This is a genomic window from Pseudaeromonas aegiceratis, from assembly GCF_046254905.1.
In the GTDB taxonomy this organism is placed as follows: Bacteria; Pseudomonadota; Gammaproteobacteria; order Enterobacterales; family Aeromonadaceae; genus Pseudaeromonas; species Pseudaeromonas aegiceratis.
This window is the reverse complement of the sequence record NZ_CP158016.1, coordinates 2,876,708-2,889,443: the sequence shown is the minus strand read 5'-3', so window position 1 is coordinate 2,889,443 and position 12,736 is coordinate 2,876,708. Positions and strand designations below refer to the sequence as shown.

Sequence of the window (12,736 nt, the reverse complement as noted above, 5' to 3'; positions counted from 1 at the left end):
CTCAGCAGGGCGGGTTTGTCTGCCAGGGGCTTGCCCCTGGCTTTTTTGTGCCGGGCGCCTGGACTGACCCGGGTCGGTGAGGCGGTGTCGAGCGGCCCGTCGGATTTGAATCCCCCCGGATACACAAAAGGCGCCATCAAGGCGCCTTTTTGCTGGGAGAGCATTGCGGCTTACCGCTTGCGGCCGGAGAGGCGGCACCACTCCTCCCGCACGGCGGTGGGGTCCATGTCGAACCACTGGCCGTAGAGTGTCTCCAGCTCCGGGGCCTGGCTTTCCAGTACGCCGGAGAGGGCTAGCAGGCCACCGGGGCGCACCAGCTCGTTCATCAAGGGGGCCAGCTCCCGCAGCGGGCCTGCCAGTATGTTGGCCACCAGGATATCGGCCTGCAGCCCGCTGGGCTGGTCGGCGGGCAGGAACAGCTCCAGCTGGTCCGCCACCCCGTTGCGCTGGGCGTTATCCCGGCTGGCCTGGATGGCCTGGGGATCGATGTCGATGCCGATCACCCGGGCGGCGCCCAGCTTCAAGGCGGCGATGGCCAGGATGCCGGAGCCGCAGCCGAAATCGACTATGGTCTTGCCGGTGAGATCCTGGGCGTCCAGCCACTGCAGGCACAGGGCCGTGGTGGGGTGGGTGCCGGTGCCGAAGGCCAGGCCGGGATCCAGCATGACGTTGACCGCCTGGGGATCCGGCACCTCGCGCCAGCTGGGGCAGATCCACAGCCGCTCGCCGAACTGCATGGGGTGGAAGTGTTCCATCCACTCCCGCACCCAGTCCTTGTCTTCCAGCTGCTCCACCTTGTAGACGAGATCCTCGCCCACATGCTCCTGAAAGAAGGCGATGATGGGAGCCGGGTTCACCTCGGCATCAAACAGACCTATGACCTGGGTCTCGCCCCACAGCTTGGTTTCACCGGGCAGGGGCTCGTAGACGGGGTTGTCCTGGGCATCCATGTAGGTGACAGCCTGGGCGCCATGACCCATCAGCATGTTGCTGAGCTTGTTGGCGGTTTTGGCGGTGGCGTTGAGTTTGATCTGTATCCAGGGCATGGCGAGTCGCTGTGTTGATGGGCTTGAGACCGGCGGATTGTAGCATTGCCGCCTTGGCTTGTCCCGGCGCTAGTGGATCTGGTAGGGGCGCAGGGCGAAGCGGCGCGGCTGCAGATCCACCGACTGGCGATGGGCCAGCTGCTGTATCTTCTCCGCCAGGGAAGTGGCCAGGGGACCCACCAATAGCTGCAGCCGTTGGGGCTGTTCGTCGAACTGGGTCAGCACCCCCAGACTCAGCAGGGCGTGGCGATCTACCCCCTGGGGTTGTTCCACCTCTAGCTGCAGATAGTGCTGCTTGGCTGCCACGCTGACGATGTTGCCCAGGCCGCCGATGGCCTTGAGGTAGTCGATGGCCAGCAGGCTGATATCGGCGCTCACCGGGGCGCTGGGCTCCCGTTCCGGCTCCTTGAGGGGAATCAGCGGGAACAGCCGCAGGCAAAGTCGGCCCAGCAGCAGGGTCAGCAGCAGGGTCAGCAGGGCCAGCGGCCAAACCTGTTGACTGCCTTGCAGGACCTGGGGATGGGACAACAGGGGCAGCAGGCCGCCGGCGGACTCGGCGGGCCACTGGGCGCCCAGGGTCAGGCTGATGGTCATCACCAGGCCGCTCAGCAGCAGGTGCAACCAGAATAACGGCCGGTAGAACACCAGCAGGGCCAGCAGTATGGGTTGGCTATGACCGCTGGCCAGGGTGGCCAGCAGCAACAGCAGCCAGAGACCCTGGTGGCGGGGCAGTCCCTGGCGGCGGGCGGCCAGCATCAGCTTGATGCCCAAGACCGGCAGGCCCACTAGCGTGCTGCTGGCGATGGCGGCCTGGATGGCGGCCGACTGGGGGCCCTGGGCGCAGTGGGCCAGCAATTCAGGCTCCAGTCCCAGCAGGGACATCAGGGGCAGCAGGCTACCCAGCAGCCAGTCTCCCTGGGGCCACTGGATCCCTTCACGCCCCAGCGCCAGCAGCTCGGGTTCCAGTAGATGCCAGAGGCCGGCCAGCGGCAGGGCCAGCAGCAGGCACAAGAGGGCATTTTGCAGTAATACCAGCACGTCCGTGGTGTAGATGCGCATCCGCGCCGGCAGGCGAAGTTTTGCCAGGCGAGGGTGGGCGCGGGCGCTGATCCAGGCGCTGAGCAGGGCGCAGGGGATGGCCAGATCCTGGGCGTGCCCCAGCAGGCCGGCCACCGTCTGGCTCATCACCAGATAACCCAACAGGGCGTTCAAGGGTTGGCTCGTGAGGCGCTCGTGCTCCAGCCCCCTGGCCAGGGAGATGGTCAGCAAGGCGGGCAGGGTGTCCTGAATGGCCTCGCCGGCCCCGGCCAGCAGCCATTGCCACAATTGGTCGCCCTGGCCTAGCTGGCGTAGCAGATCCGCCAGGGGCAACAGGGCCACCGGCAGCAGGAGGGCAAACATTAGGGCGGAACAGGGCCGGGTCTGGGACACCCATCTCTCCAGAAAAATGTGAACTGGCGCACATTATATCCAGTTGAAACAGTCCCTGGCTAGGGCAAATCCATGACGCCGATGGGGGAATGGCCTGAGATTCAGTTCGATACAGCGGGCAAAAAAAACGGAGCGCATTGCGCTCCGTTGATCTGTTGGCATGGACACTCTTGTTTAGAGACCCAGCTTCTTGTGCAGGTAGTGGATGTTGGTGCCACCGTTTTGGAAGTTCTCGTCCCGCATGATCTCCTTGTGGAGCTCTATGTTGGTCTTGATGCCTTCCACCACAATTTCATCCAGCGCCTGACGCATGCGGGCGATGGCCACGTCGCGGTTCTCGCCGTAGCAGATCAGCTTGCCGATCATGGAGTCATAGTGCGGGGGAACCGTGTAGCCGCTGTAGATGTGGGAATCCCAGCGCACGCCCAGGCCGCCAGGGGCGTGGAACCACTCGATCTTGCCCGGGGAGGGCAGGAAGGTCTGGGGATCCTCGGCGTTGATCCGGCACTCGATGGCGTGGCCACGCAGACGGATGTCCGATTGCTTGATGGACAGGGGCTGGCCGGCGGCGATCTTGAGCTGCTCCTTGATGAGGTCCACGCTGCTGATCATCTCGGTGACGGGGTGTTCCACCTGGATACGGGTGTTCATCTCGATGAAGTAGAACTCGCCGTTTTCGTACAGGAACTCGAAGGTGCCGGCGCCGCGGTAGCCGATCTCGATACAGGCGCGGGTGCAGCGCTCACCGATGAAGCGGCGCATGTCTTCGGTGATGCCGGGGGCCGGGGCCTCTTCCACCACCTTCTGGTGACGGCGCTGCATGGAGCAGTCCCGCTCACCCAGGTAGATGGCATTGCCCTGGCCGTCGGCCAGCACCTGGATCTCGATGTGGCGCGGGTTCTCCAGGTACTTCTCCATGTAGACCATGTCGTTGCCGAAGAACTGACCGGCCTCGGACTTGGTCAGGGCGATGGCGCCCTGCAGCTCGGCGTCGGAGCGCACCACCCGCATGCCGCGACCACCACCGCCACCGGCAGCCTTGATGATCACCGGGTAGCCGATGCGCTTGGCGATGGCGGCGTTCTGCTTGGCATCATCGCCGATGGGGCCGCCCGAGCCGGGGACGCAGGGCACGCCGGCCTTCTTCATCGCCTCGATGGCGGAGACCTTGTCCCCCATCAGACGTATGGTGTCGGCCTTGGGACCGACGAAGATGAAGCCTGACTTTTCCACCTGCTCGGCGAAGTCGGCGTTCTCGGAGAGGAAGCCGTAACCGGGGTGGATGGCCACGGCGCCGGTCACTTCGGCGGCGGCGATCAGGGACGGAATGTTCAGGTAGGAGTCTTTGGCCGCCGGCTTGCCGATGCAGATGGTCTCATCGGCCAGCTTGACGTGCTTGAGGTCCCGGTCGGCGGTGGAATGCACCGCCACCGTCTTGATGCCCAGCTCCTTGCAGGCCCGCAGGATGCGCAGGGCAATTTCACCGCGGTTGGCGATGACGACTTTATCCAGCATGCTCTGCCTCTTATTCGATCACGAACAGGGGTTGGTCAAACTCGACGGTTTCACCGTTTTCCACCAGGATGCTCTTCACCACACCGGCCTTGTCAGACTGGATCTGGTTCATCATCTTCATGGCTTCGATGATGCACAGGGCATCGCCCACCTTGACCTGTTGGCCCACTTCCACGAAGAAGGGGGCTTCCGGGCTGGCGGCGCGGTAGAAGGAGCCCACCATGGGGGAGCGCAGCAGGTGACCGCTGGGCTCGGCCGCCGGCGCAGCGGCGGCGGGAGCGGCAGCGGCAGCCGGGGTGGCCAGGGGGGCGGCCTGCGGCATGGCGTAGTTCACCATGGGGGCGGCCTGGCCTGGGGCGACACGGCTGATGCGCACGGACTCTTCGCCTTCGGAGATTTCCAGTTCGGCGATGCCAGACTCTTCAACCAGCTCGATCAGCTTTTTGATTTTACGGATATCCATTTGCATTCTCTGATTCAACTTCTTGGTCAGTTGTTGGTTGACCGGCGCAGATGGCGCACGGCCGCTGTTAGCGCAAACTCATAACCATCGGCCCCCAGGCCACAGATCACTCCCTTGGCCACGTCCGACAGATAGGAGTGGTGACGGAAGGGTTCGCGGGCATGGACGTTGGACAGATGGATTTCAATAAAGGGGATGGCCACCCCCAGCAGGGCATCGCGGATGGCCACGCTGGTGTGGGTAAAGGCCGCCGGGTTGATGAGGATGAAGTCCACCTCGCCCATGGCGGCATGTATGGTCTCGACCAGCTCGCTCTCGGCGTTGCTCTGCCGATGGCTGAGCGCCACGCCCAGGCCCTGGGCCTGATCCGTCAGGCGCTGGACTATGTCCGCCAGGGTGTCGGCGCCATAGATGGCCGGCTCCCGCTTGCCCAGCAGGTTTAGGTTCGGGCCATTGAGGAGCAGTATCCGATGTTTTGTAGACATGTTGTGGCAATCCTCGGCAAACGTGTTGTCATCTTGGCACTAAGCCAGGAGAGACCGCTGCGTGGCACCTGGGCCGGCCCGGGTCGAGGCCAAGTGGGGCAATTATATTGGTTTCATGAAATTTAGCAGCACTTTACTGGTCTAATCACCGCAAAATGCCCCATCCCAGTGCTTTTTTTACCCATTTTGACACAGGGCCTGCTCAAGAATGCAGCTAAAATAACAGCCCACACTGTCATGTCGCCTGAGGCCGGGTTAGAATGTGACGCCAACCCCACTATCAACACGCCTAGTCAGGAGAAACGGATGCTGAAGCGTGACATGAACATCGCCGATTACGACGCGGAACTCTGGTCAGCCATCACGGCTGAAACGGTGCGCCAGGAAGAGCACATCGAGCTGATCGCCTCTGAAAACTATACCAGCCCGCGGGTGATGCAGGCACAGGGCTCCCAGCTGACCAACAAGTATGCCGAGGGTTACCCCGGCAAGCGTTACTACGGCGGTTGCGAGTATGTGGACGTGGTGGAAACCCTGGCCATCGAGCGCGCCAAGGCCCTTTTCGGTGCCACCTACGCAAACGTTCAACCGCACTCCGGCTCTCAGGCCAACAGCGCCGTCTACATGGCCCTGCTGCAGCCTGGCGACAAGGTGTTGGGCATGAACCTGGCCCACGGCGGTCACCTGACCCACGGCTCACCGGTGAACTTCTCCGGCAAGCTGTACGACATCGTGCCCTACGGCATCGATGCGACCGGCAAGATCGATTACGTCGAGCTGGAGCGTCTGGCGGTTGAACACAAGCCCAAGATGATCATCGGCGGCTTCTCCGCCTACTCAGGCATCGTGGATTGGGCCAAGATGCGTGAAATCGCCGACAAGGTGGGCGCGTACCTGTTCGTCGACATGGCCCACGTGGCCGGCCTGGTGGCCGCCGGTGTCTACCCGAACCCGGTTCCCCATGCCCACGTGGTGACCTCCACCACCCACAAGACCCTGGCCGGTCCCCGTGGTGGCCTGATCCTCTCCGCCGAGAACGACGAAGAGCTGTACAAGAAGCTGAACTCCGCCGTGTTCCCCGGCGGTCAGGGCGGCCCGCTGATGCACGTCATCGCCGGCAAGGCCGTGGCTTTCAAGGAAGCCATGGAGCCCGAGTTCAAGAGCTACCAGCAGCAGGTAGTGAAGAACGCCAAGGCCATGGTGGACGTGGTCAAGTCCCGCGGTTACAAGATCGTCTCCGGTGGTACCGATAACCACCTGTTCCTCATCGATCTGACCGACAAGGAACTGACCGGTAAGGATGCCGACGCCGCCCTGGGTCGCGCCAACATCACGGTCAACAAGAACTCAGTGCCGAACGATCCCCGCTCACCCTTCGTCACCTCAGGTATCCGCATCGGTTCCCCGGCCATCACCCGCCGTGGTTTCACCGAAGCCGATGCCGCCGAGCTGGCCGGCTGGATCTGTGACGTGCTGGACAGCCACACCGACGAGGCCGTGCTGGCCACGGTGCGCGAGAAGGTGCTGGCCATCTGCAAGCGCCTGCCCGTCTACGCCTAAGTCATAGGCTGTGCCGACAATGCCGACCTCAGGGTCGGCATTGTTTTTTGTGCCCCGCGCCGGCTTGCGACAGGCCGCCAAGGCTCTGTTACACTGGGGCATTTTCAGCCGACCCCCTGGAGTTGTCATGCATTGTCCCTTCTGTAGTGCCATCGATACCAAGGTGATCGACTCTCGGCTGGTGGCCGAGGGCCATCAGGTGCGGCGCCGGCGGGAGTGCCTGTTGTGCCATGAGCGCTTCACCACCTTCGAGACCGCCGAGCTGCTGTTGCCCCGGGTGATCAAGAGCAATGGCTGCCGCGAGCCCTTCAACGAGGACAAGCTGCGGGGCGGCATCCAGCGGGCGCTAGAGAAGCGGCCGGTGAGCCTGGAGGCGGTGGAGGAGAGCATCAACCGCATCAAGTCCAAGCTGCGGGCCACCGGTGAGCGGGAGCTGGACAGCAAGCTCATCGGCAACCTGGTGATGGAGGAGCTCAAGTCCCTGGACAAGGTGGCCTACATCCGCTTCGCCTCCGTCTACCGCAGCTTCGAGGACATTCGTGAATTCGGCGAAGAGATCGCCCGACTGGAGAAGTAGCATGCAGGCCGATTGGCACTGGATGGGCCGGGCCCTGGCCCTGGCCCGGCTGGGGCGCTTTACCACCTCGCCCAACCCCAGGGTGGGCTGCGTCATCGTCAAGGATGGCCAGTTGGTGGGGGAGGGTTATCACCGCAAGGCCGGTGAGCCTCATGCCGAGGTGCATGCCCTGCGCATGGCCGGTGACGCGGCCCGGGGCGCCACCGCCTACGTGACCCTGGAGCCCTGCTCCCACCAAGGCCGCACGCCGCCCTGCGCCGATGCCCTGATCGCCGCCGGCGTATCCCGGGTGGTGGCGGCCATGGAGGATCCTAATCCCCTGGTGGCCGGGCGCGGCCTGCGCCGGCTGGCGGCGGCCGGCATTCAGGTGGCCTCCGGTCTGATGGAGGCCGACGCCCTGGCCCTCAATGCCGGCTTTGTGCAGCGCATGCGTACCGGGCGCCCGCGGGTGACCGTCAAGCTGGCGGCCAGCCTCGATGGGCGCACCGCCTTGGCCAATGGCCAGAGTCAGTGGATCACCGGTCCCCAGGCCCGGGCGGACGTGCAGCTGGGCCGGGCCCAGGCCTGCGCCATTCTCACCGGCGCCGATACCGTGCTCGCCGATGATCCGGCGCTCAACGTGCGCTGGGCCGAGCTGCCCGAATCGGTGCGTGAGCAGTACGCCGAGGCCGACTTGCGCCAGCCGGTACGGGTCATCGTCGATGGCCAACAGCGCGTGACGGCGGACGCCCGCCTGTTCAGCCTGCCGGGTGAGATCTGGCTGGCGCGGGAGCTGGCCCAGGGGGAATGGCCCGCGACGGTGAGCCAACTGCTGCTGCCCCGGGAACCGGCCAGCGGCAAGCTGAGTCTGCCGGCACTGCTGGACGCGCTGGGCGCCCGGGGCGTCAATGAGCTGTGGGTGGAGGCGGGCCGCCAGCTGGCCGGTGCCTTGCTGAGCCAGTCCTTGGTGGACGAGCTGCTGCTCTACCAGGCTCCGGCCCTGATGGGGGAGGCGTCCCAGGGTCTGCTGAGCCTGCCGGTCTATACCCAGATGAGCCAGGTGCCGCGGCTTGAGTTGCTGGAGCTGCGCCAACTGGGACAGGACATACGGCTGCGGCTGCGGCCCCAGGCCTAGGAGAAGAAGATGTTTACAGGAATCGTCGAGGCGGTGGGCACCCTCATCGCCATGGAGCCCAAGGGGCAGGATGTGTCGGTGCGGGTACGCAGCGGCAAGCTGGATTTGTCGGACGTCAAGCTGGGGGACTCCATCGCCACCAACGGCGTCTGCCTGACGGTGGTGGCCCTGCCGGGGGATGGCTATGTGGCGGATGTGTCAGGCGAGACCATCAAGCGCACCGGCTTTGCCCACTACAAGGTCGGTCAGACGCTGAACCTGGAGCGCGCCCTGACGCCCACCACCCGACTGGGGGGCCACCTGGTCTCCGGCCACGTGGACGGTGTCGGTGAGATCGTCTCGGTGCACCCTTTAGGCCGCGCCATGGAGTACTGGATCAAGGCGCCGGACGAGTTGGCTCGCTATATCGCCGAGAAGGGCTCCATCACGGTGGATGGCATCAGCCTGACGGTCAACGCCGTTGAGGGGGCGCGCTTCAAGCTCACCATAGTGCCCCACACCACGGCGGAGACCACGGTGGGGAGCTGGCGGCCGGGCAGCCGGGTCAACCTGGAGGTGGATCTCATCGCCCGGTATCTGGAACGCTTGATGCTGGGGGACCAGGCCGCCCAACCGGCCTCTGCCGGCATCACGCTGGAGACCCTGGCTCAGCACGGATTTTTGCGTTAAGCCTTTTACCAAGGCCTTTGCAGGCAACTTTCAGGAAGAACAAGATGGCATTGAACAGCACCCAAGAGATTATCGACGACCTGCGGCAGGGCAAGATGGTCATCCTGATGGATGACGAGGATCGGGAGAACGAGGGCGACCTCATCATGGCCGCCTCCATGGTGCGCCCCGAGGACATCAACTTCATGGCCCGCTTCGGCCGTGGCCTCATCTGCCTGACCCTGACCCAGGACCGCTGCCACCGCCTCAACCTGCCGCTGATGGTGGGCAACAACGGTGCCCAGTTCTCCACCAACTTCACCGTCAGCATAGAGGCGGCCACCGGCGTCACCACCGGCATCTCGGCGGCGGACCGGGCCCGCACCGTGCAGGCCGCGGTGGCCCCCGAGGCCCAGCCCGGCGATCTGGTGCAGCCCGGGCACATCTTCCCCCTGATGGCGCAACCCGGCGGCGTACTGAACCGGGCCGGGCATACCGAGGCCGGCTGTGATCTGGCCCGGCTGGCGGGGCTGGAACCTGCGGCGGTGATCGTGGAGATCCTGAACGAAGACGGCACCATGGCCCGGCGGCCGGATCTGGAGACCTTCGCCGCCGAACACGGCATCAAGCTGGGCACCATCGCCGATCTCATCGAGTACCGCATCCAGAACGAGACCACTGTGGTGGAGCTGAGCCGCTGCCAGCTGCCCACCGAGCACGGTGAGTTCGAGCTGGTGACCTTCAAGGACACCATCGACAACCAGGTGCACTATGCCCTGTGCAAGGGGCCCATCCTGGCCGAGCAGGCCACCCTGGTGCGGGTGCATCTGCACGACTTCTTCTCGGATGTGCTGCTCACCGACCGCCATGCCGCCCGCAGCTGGCCGATCCACGAGGCCATGGCCCGCATCGGTGCCGAGGGGGGCGTGCTGGTGATCCTGGGGCAGGAGCAGAGCCAGCGGGAGCTGCTGACGCGGCTGGCCCAGTTCGCCGCCGAGGATTGCGGCGAGCAGCCGGTGGCCGGCAAGCCCAAGGGCACCTCCCGGCGGGTGGGGGTCGGTTCCCAGATCCTGAAGGCCCTGGGGGTCGGCAAGATGCGCCTGATGAGTTCCCCCAAGCGCTATCACGCCCTGTCCGGTTTCGGCCTGGAAGTGGTGGAATACATCAGCGACAAGTAAGGGTGGCACCAACCGGGCTTCAGGCTGTTGTCAACGGCCGGTTGTGTTAGAATACGCGCACTTTTGTCCCGGCATACTGAGGAAGAGCATGAAGGTAATCGAAGGAAACATGGCCGCGCCCGACGCGCGCATCGCCATCGTGGTGGCCCGTTTCAACAGCTTCATCAATGAAAACCTGTTGTCCGGTGCCCTGGATGTGCTCAAGCGTCAGGGTCAGGTGAATGACGACAACCTCACCCTGGTGCGGGTGCCGGGCGCCGTGGAAATCCCCTTGGCGGTGAAGAAGCTGGCCAAGAGCGGTCAGTTCGATGCCGTCATCGCCCTGGGTTGTGTCATCCGCGGTGGTACCTATCACTTCGATCTGGTGGCCAACGAAAGCAGCAAGGGCATGGCCCAGGTGATGCTGGAGCACGAAGTGCCGGTGGCCTTCGGGGTGCTGACCACAGAAAACATTGAACAAGCCATCGAGCGCGCCGGTACCAAGGCAGGTAACAAGGGTGCAGAGGCCGCACTGAGCGCGCTGGAAATGATCAACGTCCTCAAACAGCTGGACGTGTAAGTTAGGAGAGAAACATTGAAACCTGCAGAGCGCCGTCGCGCCCGCTTCTTCGCCACCCAGGCCATCTACCAGTGGCAGGTCACCCAGGACAACGTGGGTGATATCGTCGAGCAATTCAAGCTGGACAACGACATGAAGGGCACGGATGTGGCCTACTTCGCCGAGTTGCTGGTGGGGGTGGCCAACCATGCCACCGCCCTGGATGCGGTGTTCGCCCCGCACCTGTCCCGCAAGCTCGAGGATCTGGATCTGGTGGACAAGGCCATATTGCGTCTGGCGACGTTTGAGCTGCAACACCGGCAGGATGTGCCCTATAAGGTGGTGATCAACGAAGCCATCGAATTGGCCAAGTCCTTCGCCGCCGAAGACAGCCACAAGTTTGTCAACGGTGTGCTGGACAAGGTGGTCCGGGCGCAGAACAAGGCGTGAGTTCAAGCTCACCAAGCCTGCAAAGCCAGCGTTTCGCTGGCTTTTTGCTTATTGGCGCCCGAAGGAGTAAATGATGGGTGAATTCGAACTGATCCGCCGTTATTTCCAGCGCCCGGCTCGGCGGGCCGACGTGGTGTTGGGCTCGGGGGACGATTGTGCCCTGCTGGCGGTGCCAGCGGGTGAACTGCTGGCGGTGAGTACCGATACCCTGGTGAGCGGCGTGCACTTCTTTGCCGACGTGGATCCCCGGGCCCTGGGGCACAAGGCCCTGGCGGTGAACCTGTCGGATCTGGCGGCCATGGGAGCCACCGCCCGCTGGGCGTCCCTGGCCCTGACGTTGCCGGCGGTGGATGAGGCCTGGGTGGCGGCCTTCGCCGAGGGGTTTCTGGCCTTGGCCGATGAGCATCAGGTGGAGCTGGTTGGCGGCGACATGACCCGCGGGCCCCTCTCCATCACCGTCTCCATCAAGGGCACTGTGCCCCAGGATGGTGCCCTACGGCGATCCGGGGCGCAGCCGGGCGATGATCTCTATGTCAGCGGCGCCCTGGGGGGGGCGGCGTTGGCCCTGCAACATCTGCTGGGTCAGCGGTCGTTGTCGGCCGAGACCCTGGCCCCCTTGCGCCGTGCCCTGGAGTGGCCTCAGCCGCGGCTGGCCCTGGGGGCGGGGTTGCGGGGCTTGGCCAGTGCGGCGCTTGACCTGTCCGACGGCCTGGCCTCGGACCTGCGCCACCTGCTGGCCGCCTCCGGTGTCGGTGCCGAGGTGGCGCTGGAGCGCATCCCGCTGCCGACGGCCCTGGGGGCCTTGCCGCGGGAAGAGGCCTGGGCCCTGGCGTTGGCCGGTGGCGATGACTACGAGCTGTGCTTCACCGCGCCGCCCCAGCAGGCCGCGGCAATCCAGGCCGTGGCCGCGGGGTTGGGCGGCGCCGTCTATGCAATAGGGCGGATCACAGAACACCCTTGCGAGCTGCACTGGCAGTATGAGGGGCAGCCGGTGGCGCCCCACTGGCAGGGCTGGGACCACTTCAAGGAGGCACCATGATCAAACCTGAACTCAAGCGCCTGTCCTGGCGCAATCCGCTGCACTGGCTGGCCACCGGCTTCGGCTCCGGGCTGGCCCCGGTGGCGCCCGGCACCTTTGGCACCCTGGCGGCGGTACCCTGTTATTACTTGGTCAGCGGCTGGCCCCTGTGGGCCTATCTTGGCCTACTCTTGATAGGGTCTGTGGCCGGGGTCTGGATCTGTCAGAGTGCCACCGATGCCATCGGCCAGGAGGATCACGGTGGCATCGTCTGGGACGAGTTCATGGGCTATGGCATCACCATGATCGCCGCCCCGGCCGGCTGGCCCTGGTTGCTGGCGGGCTTCCTGCTGTTTCGGCTGTTTGACATCCTCAAACCCTGGCCCATCGGCTGGGTGGATCGGCAGGTGAGGGGCGGGCTGGGCATCATGCTGGATGATCTGCTGGCCGGGGTCATGGCCTGGCTGTGCATGCAAGCCTTGGCCTGGGCTTTGCATTAGAGTTTCGGCTCTGACTTGAGAGAGTCATGCTAAGCAGGACGACTTTATCAGTGGAAGATGTGTCAGATTGCCAAGATGGCAGAATTGGATTCAGTTTGCCCCCTTGGTGGTCAGGAAAAGCAATAAAAGACAATGCACTGGTCAATTGCTGAGCTGATGGATGTATGTTCGGTTGATTTGGCCATTAGATAATATAATATCCAAGCCAAATCT

General features: G+C 64.3%; 14 protein-coding genes. 9 read left to right on the top strand and 5 right to left on the bottom strand.

Annotated features, from left to right (window positions below; genetic code table 11):
- Positions 1 to 170 precede the first annotated feature (170 nt).
- The 5 genes from prmA to aroQ all read right to left on the bottom strand — a co-directional run bounded on the left by prmA (position 171) and on the right by aroQ (position 4,940).
- Positions 171 to 1,046: a 50S ribosomal protein L11 methyltransferase gene (gene prmA / locus ABHF91_RS13595; RefSeq protein WP_409420800.1), complete on the bottom strand. Its 876-nt coding sequence runs from the start codon at positions 1,044 to 1,046 to the stop codon at positions 171 to 173.
- A gap of 69 nt (positions 1,047 to 1,115) precedes the next feature.
- Complete coding sequence (locus ABHF91_RS13590) at positions 1,116 to 2,477, bottom strand: hypothetical protein (protein WP_409420799.1); 1,362 nt, start codon at positions 2,475 to 2,477, stop codon at positions 1,116 to 1,118.
- Positions 2,478 to 2,651: 174 nt separating this feature from the next.
- Positions 2,652 to 3,992: an acetyl-CoA carboxylase biotin carboxylase subunit gene (gene accC / locus ABHF91_RS13585; protein WP_409420798.1), complete on the bottom strand. Its 1,341-nt coding sequence runs from the start codon at positions 3,990 to 3,992 to the stop codon at positions 2,652 to 2,654.
- A 10-nt stretch (positions 3,993 to 4,002) separates the two neighbouring features.
- Positions 4,003 to 4,455 carry an acetyl-CoA carboxylase biotin carboxyl carrier protein gene (accB, locus tag ABHF91_RS13580; protein ID WP_409420797.1) on the bottom strand — a complete coding sequence of 151 codons (453 nt, stop codon included), beginning with the start codon at positions 4,453 to 4,455 and terminating at the stop codon, positions 4,003 to 4,005.
- 26 nt (positions 4,456 to 4,481) lie between these two features.
- Positions 4,482 to 4,940 (bottom strand): type II 3-dehydroquinate dehydratase, encoded by a 459-nt coding sequence (gene aroQ, locus ABHF91_RS13575; RefSeq protein ID WP_409420796.1) that lies wholly within the window; start codon positions 4,938 to 4,940, stop codon positions 4,482 to 4,484.
- Between the two features lie 306 nt (positions 4,941 to 5,246).
- Here aroQ and glyA point away from each other — a divergent pair, with 306 nt between their 5' ends.
- The 9 genes from glyA to ABHF91_RS13530 all read left to right on the top strand — a co-directional run bounded on the left by glyA (position 5,247) and on the right by ABHF91_RS13530 (position 12,523).
- Positions 5,247 to 6,500, top strand: coding sequence for a serine hydroxymethyltransferase (glyA, locus tag ABHF91_RS13570; RefSeq protein WP_409420795.1), 1,254 nt, complete (start codon positions 5,247 to 5,249; stop codon positions 6,498 to 6,500).
- 127 nt (positions 6,501 to 6,627) lie between these two features.
- A complete protein-coding gene (nrdR, locus tag ABHF91_RS13565; protein WP_345013268.1) occupies positions 6,628 to 7,077 on the top strand; it encodes a transcriptional regulator NrdR in 450 nt (149 codons plus the stop codon).
- 1 nt (position 7,078) lies between these two features.
- Positions 7,079 to 8,191, top strand: coding sequence for a bifunctional diaminohydroxyphosphoribosylaminopyrimidine deaminase/5-amino-6-(5-phosphoribosylamino)uracil reductase RibD (gene ribD / locus ABHF91_RS13560; protein ID WP_409420794.1), 1,113 nt, complete (start codon positions 7,079 to 7,081; stop codon positions 8,189 to 8,191).
- A 9-nt stretch (positions 8,192 to 8,200) separates the two neighbouring features.
- Positions 8,201 to 8,860 carry a riboflavin synthase gene (locus tag ABHF91_RS13555; RefSeq protein WP_409420793.1) on the top strand — a complete coding sequence of 220 codons (660 nt, stop codon included), beginning with the start codon at positions 8,201 to 8,203 and terminating at the stop codon, positions 8,858 to 8,860.
- Between the two features lie 44 nt (positions 8,861 to 8,904).
- Positions 8,905 to 10,017, top strand: a complete 1,113-nt coding sequence (ribBA, locus tag ABHF91_RS13550; RefSeq protein ID WP_409420792.1) for a bifunctional 3,4-dihydroxy-2-butanone-4-phosphate synthase/GTP cyclohydrolase II — start codon at positions 8,905 to 8,907, stop codon at positions 10,015 to 10,017.
- An 88-nt stretch (positions 10,018 to 10,105) separates the two neighbouring features.
- Positions 10,106 to 10,576 (top strand): 6,7-dimethyl-8-ribityllumazine synthase, encoded by a 471-nt coding sequence (gene ribE, locus ABHF91_RS13545; protein ID WP_345013260.1) that lies wholly within the window; start codon positions 10,106 to 10,108, stop codon positions 10,574 to 10,576.
- A 15-nt stretch (positions 10,577 to 10,591) separates the two neighbouring features.
- The gene (gene nusB, locus ABHF91_RS13540; RefSeq protein WP_409420791.1) at positions 10,592 to 11,005 is read left to right on the top strand and encodes a transcription antitermination factor NusB; all 414 of its coding nucleotides are present in this window, start codon (positions 10,592 to 10,594) and stop codon (positions 11,003 to 11,005) included.
- A 73-nt stretch (positions 11,006 to 11,078) separates the two neighbouring features.
- Positions 11,079 to 12,044: a thiamine-phosphate kinase gene (gene thiL / locus ABHF91_RS13535; protein WP_409420790.1), complete on the top strand. Its 966-nt coding sequence runs from the start codon at positions 11,079 to 11,081 to the stop codon at positions 12,042 to 12,044.
- On the top strand, positions 12,041 to 12,523 hold the full coding sequence (locus ABHF91_RS13530) for a phosphatidylglycerophosphatase A (protein WP_409420789.1): 483 nt from the start codon (positions 12,041 to 12,043) through the stop codon (positions 12,521 to 12,523). The genes thiL and ABHF91_RS13530 overlap by 4 nt, the downstream gene beginning before the upstream one ends.
- Positions 12,524 to 12,736: the final 213 nt, after the last annotated feature.

Excerpts from the sequence above, each read along its gene's own strand:
- prmA (WP_409420800.1), bottom strand. The coding sequence starts at position 1,046 with ATGCCCTGGATACAGATCAAACTCAACGCCACCGCCAAAACCGCCAAC.
- accC (WP_409420798.1), bottom strand. The coding sequence starts at position 3,992 with ATGCTGGATAAAGTCGTCATCGCCAACCGCGGTGAAATTGCCCTGCGC.
- accB (WP_409420797.1), bottom strand. The coding sequence starts at position 4,455 with ATGGATATCCGTAAAATCAAAAAGCTGATCGAGCTGGTTGAAGAGTCT.
- aroQ (WP_409420796.1), bottom strand. The coding sequence starts at position 4,940 with ATGTCTACAAAACATCGGATACTGCTCCTCAATGGCCCGAACCTAAAC.
- glyA (WP_409420795.1), top strand. The coding sequence starts at position 5,247 with ATGCTGAAGCGTGACATGAACATCGCCGATTACGACGCGGAACTCTGG.
- nrdR (WP_345013268.1), top strand. The coding sequence starts at position 6,628 with ATGCATTGTCCCTTCTGTAGTGCCATCGATACCAAGGTGATCGACTCT.
- ribD (WP_409420794.1), top strand. The coding sequence starts at position 7,079 with ATGCAGGCCGATTGGCACTGGATGGGCCGGGCCCTGGCCCTGGCCCGG.
- ABHF91_RS13555 (WP_409420793.1), top strand. The coding sequence starts at position 8,201 with ATGTTTACAGGAATCGTCGAGGCGGTGGGCACCCTCATCGCCATGGAG.
- ribBA (WP_409420792.1), top strand. The coding sequence starts at position 8,905 with ATGGCATTGAACAGCACCCAAGAGATTATCGACGACCTGCGGCAGGGC.
- ribE (WP_345013260.1), top strand. The coding sequence starts at position 10,106 with ATGAAGGTAATCGAAGGAAACATGGCCGCGCCCGACGCGCGCATCGCC.
- thiL (WP_409420790.1), top strand. The coding sequence starts at position 11,079 with ATGGGTGAATTCGAACTGATCCGCCGTTATTTCCAGCGCCCGGCTCGG.
- ABHF91_RS13530 (WP_409420789.1), top strand. The coding sequence starts at position 12,041 with ATGATCAAACCTGAACTCAAGCGCCTGTCCTGGCGCAATCCGCTGCAC.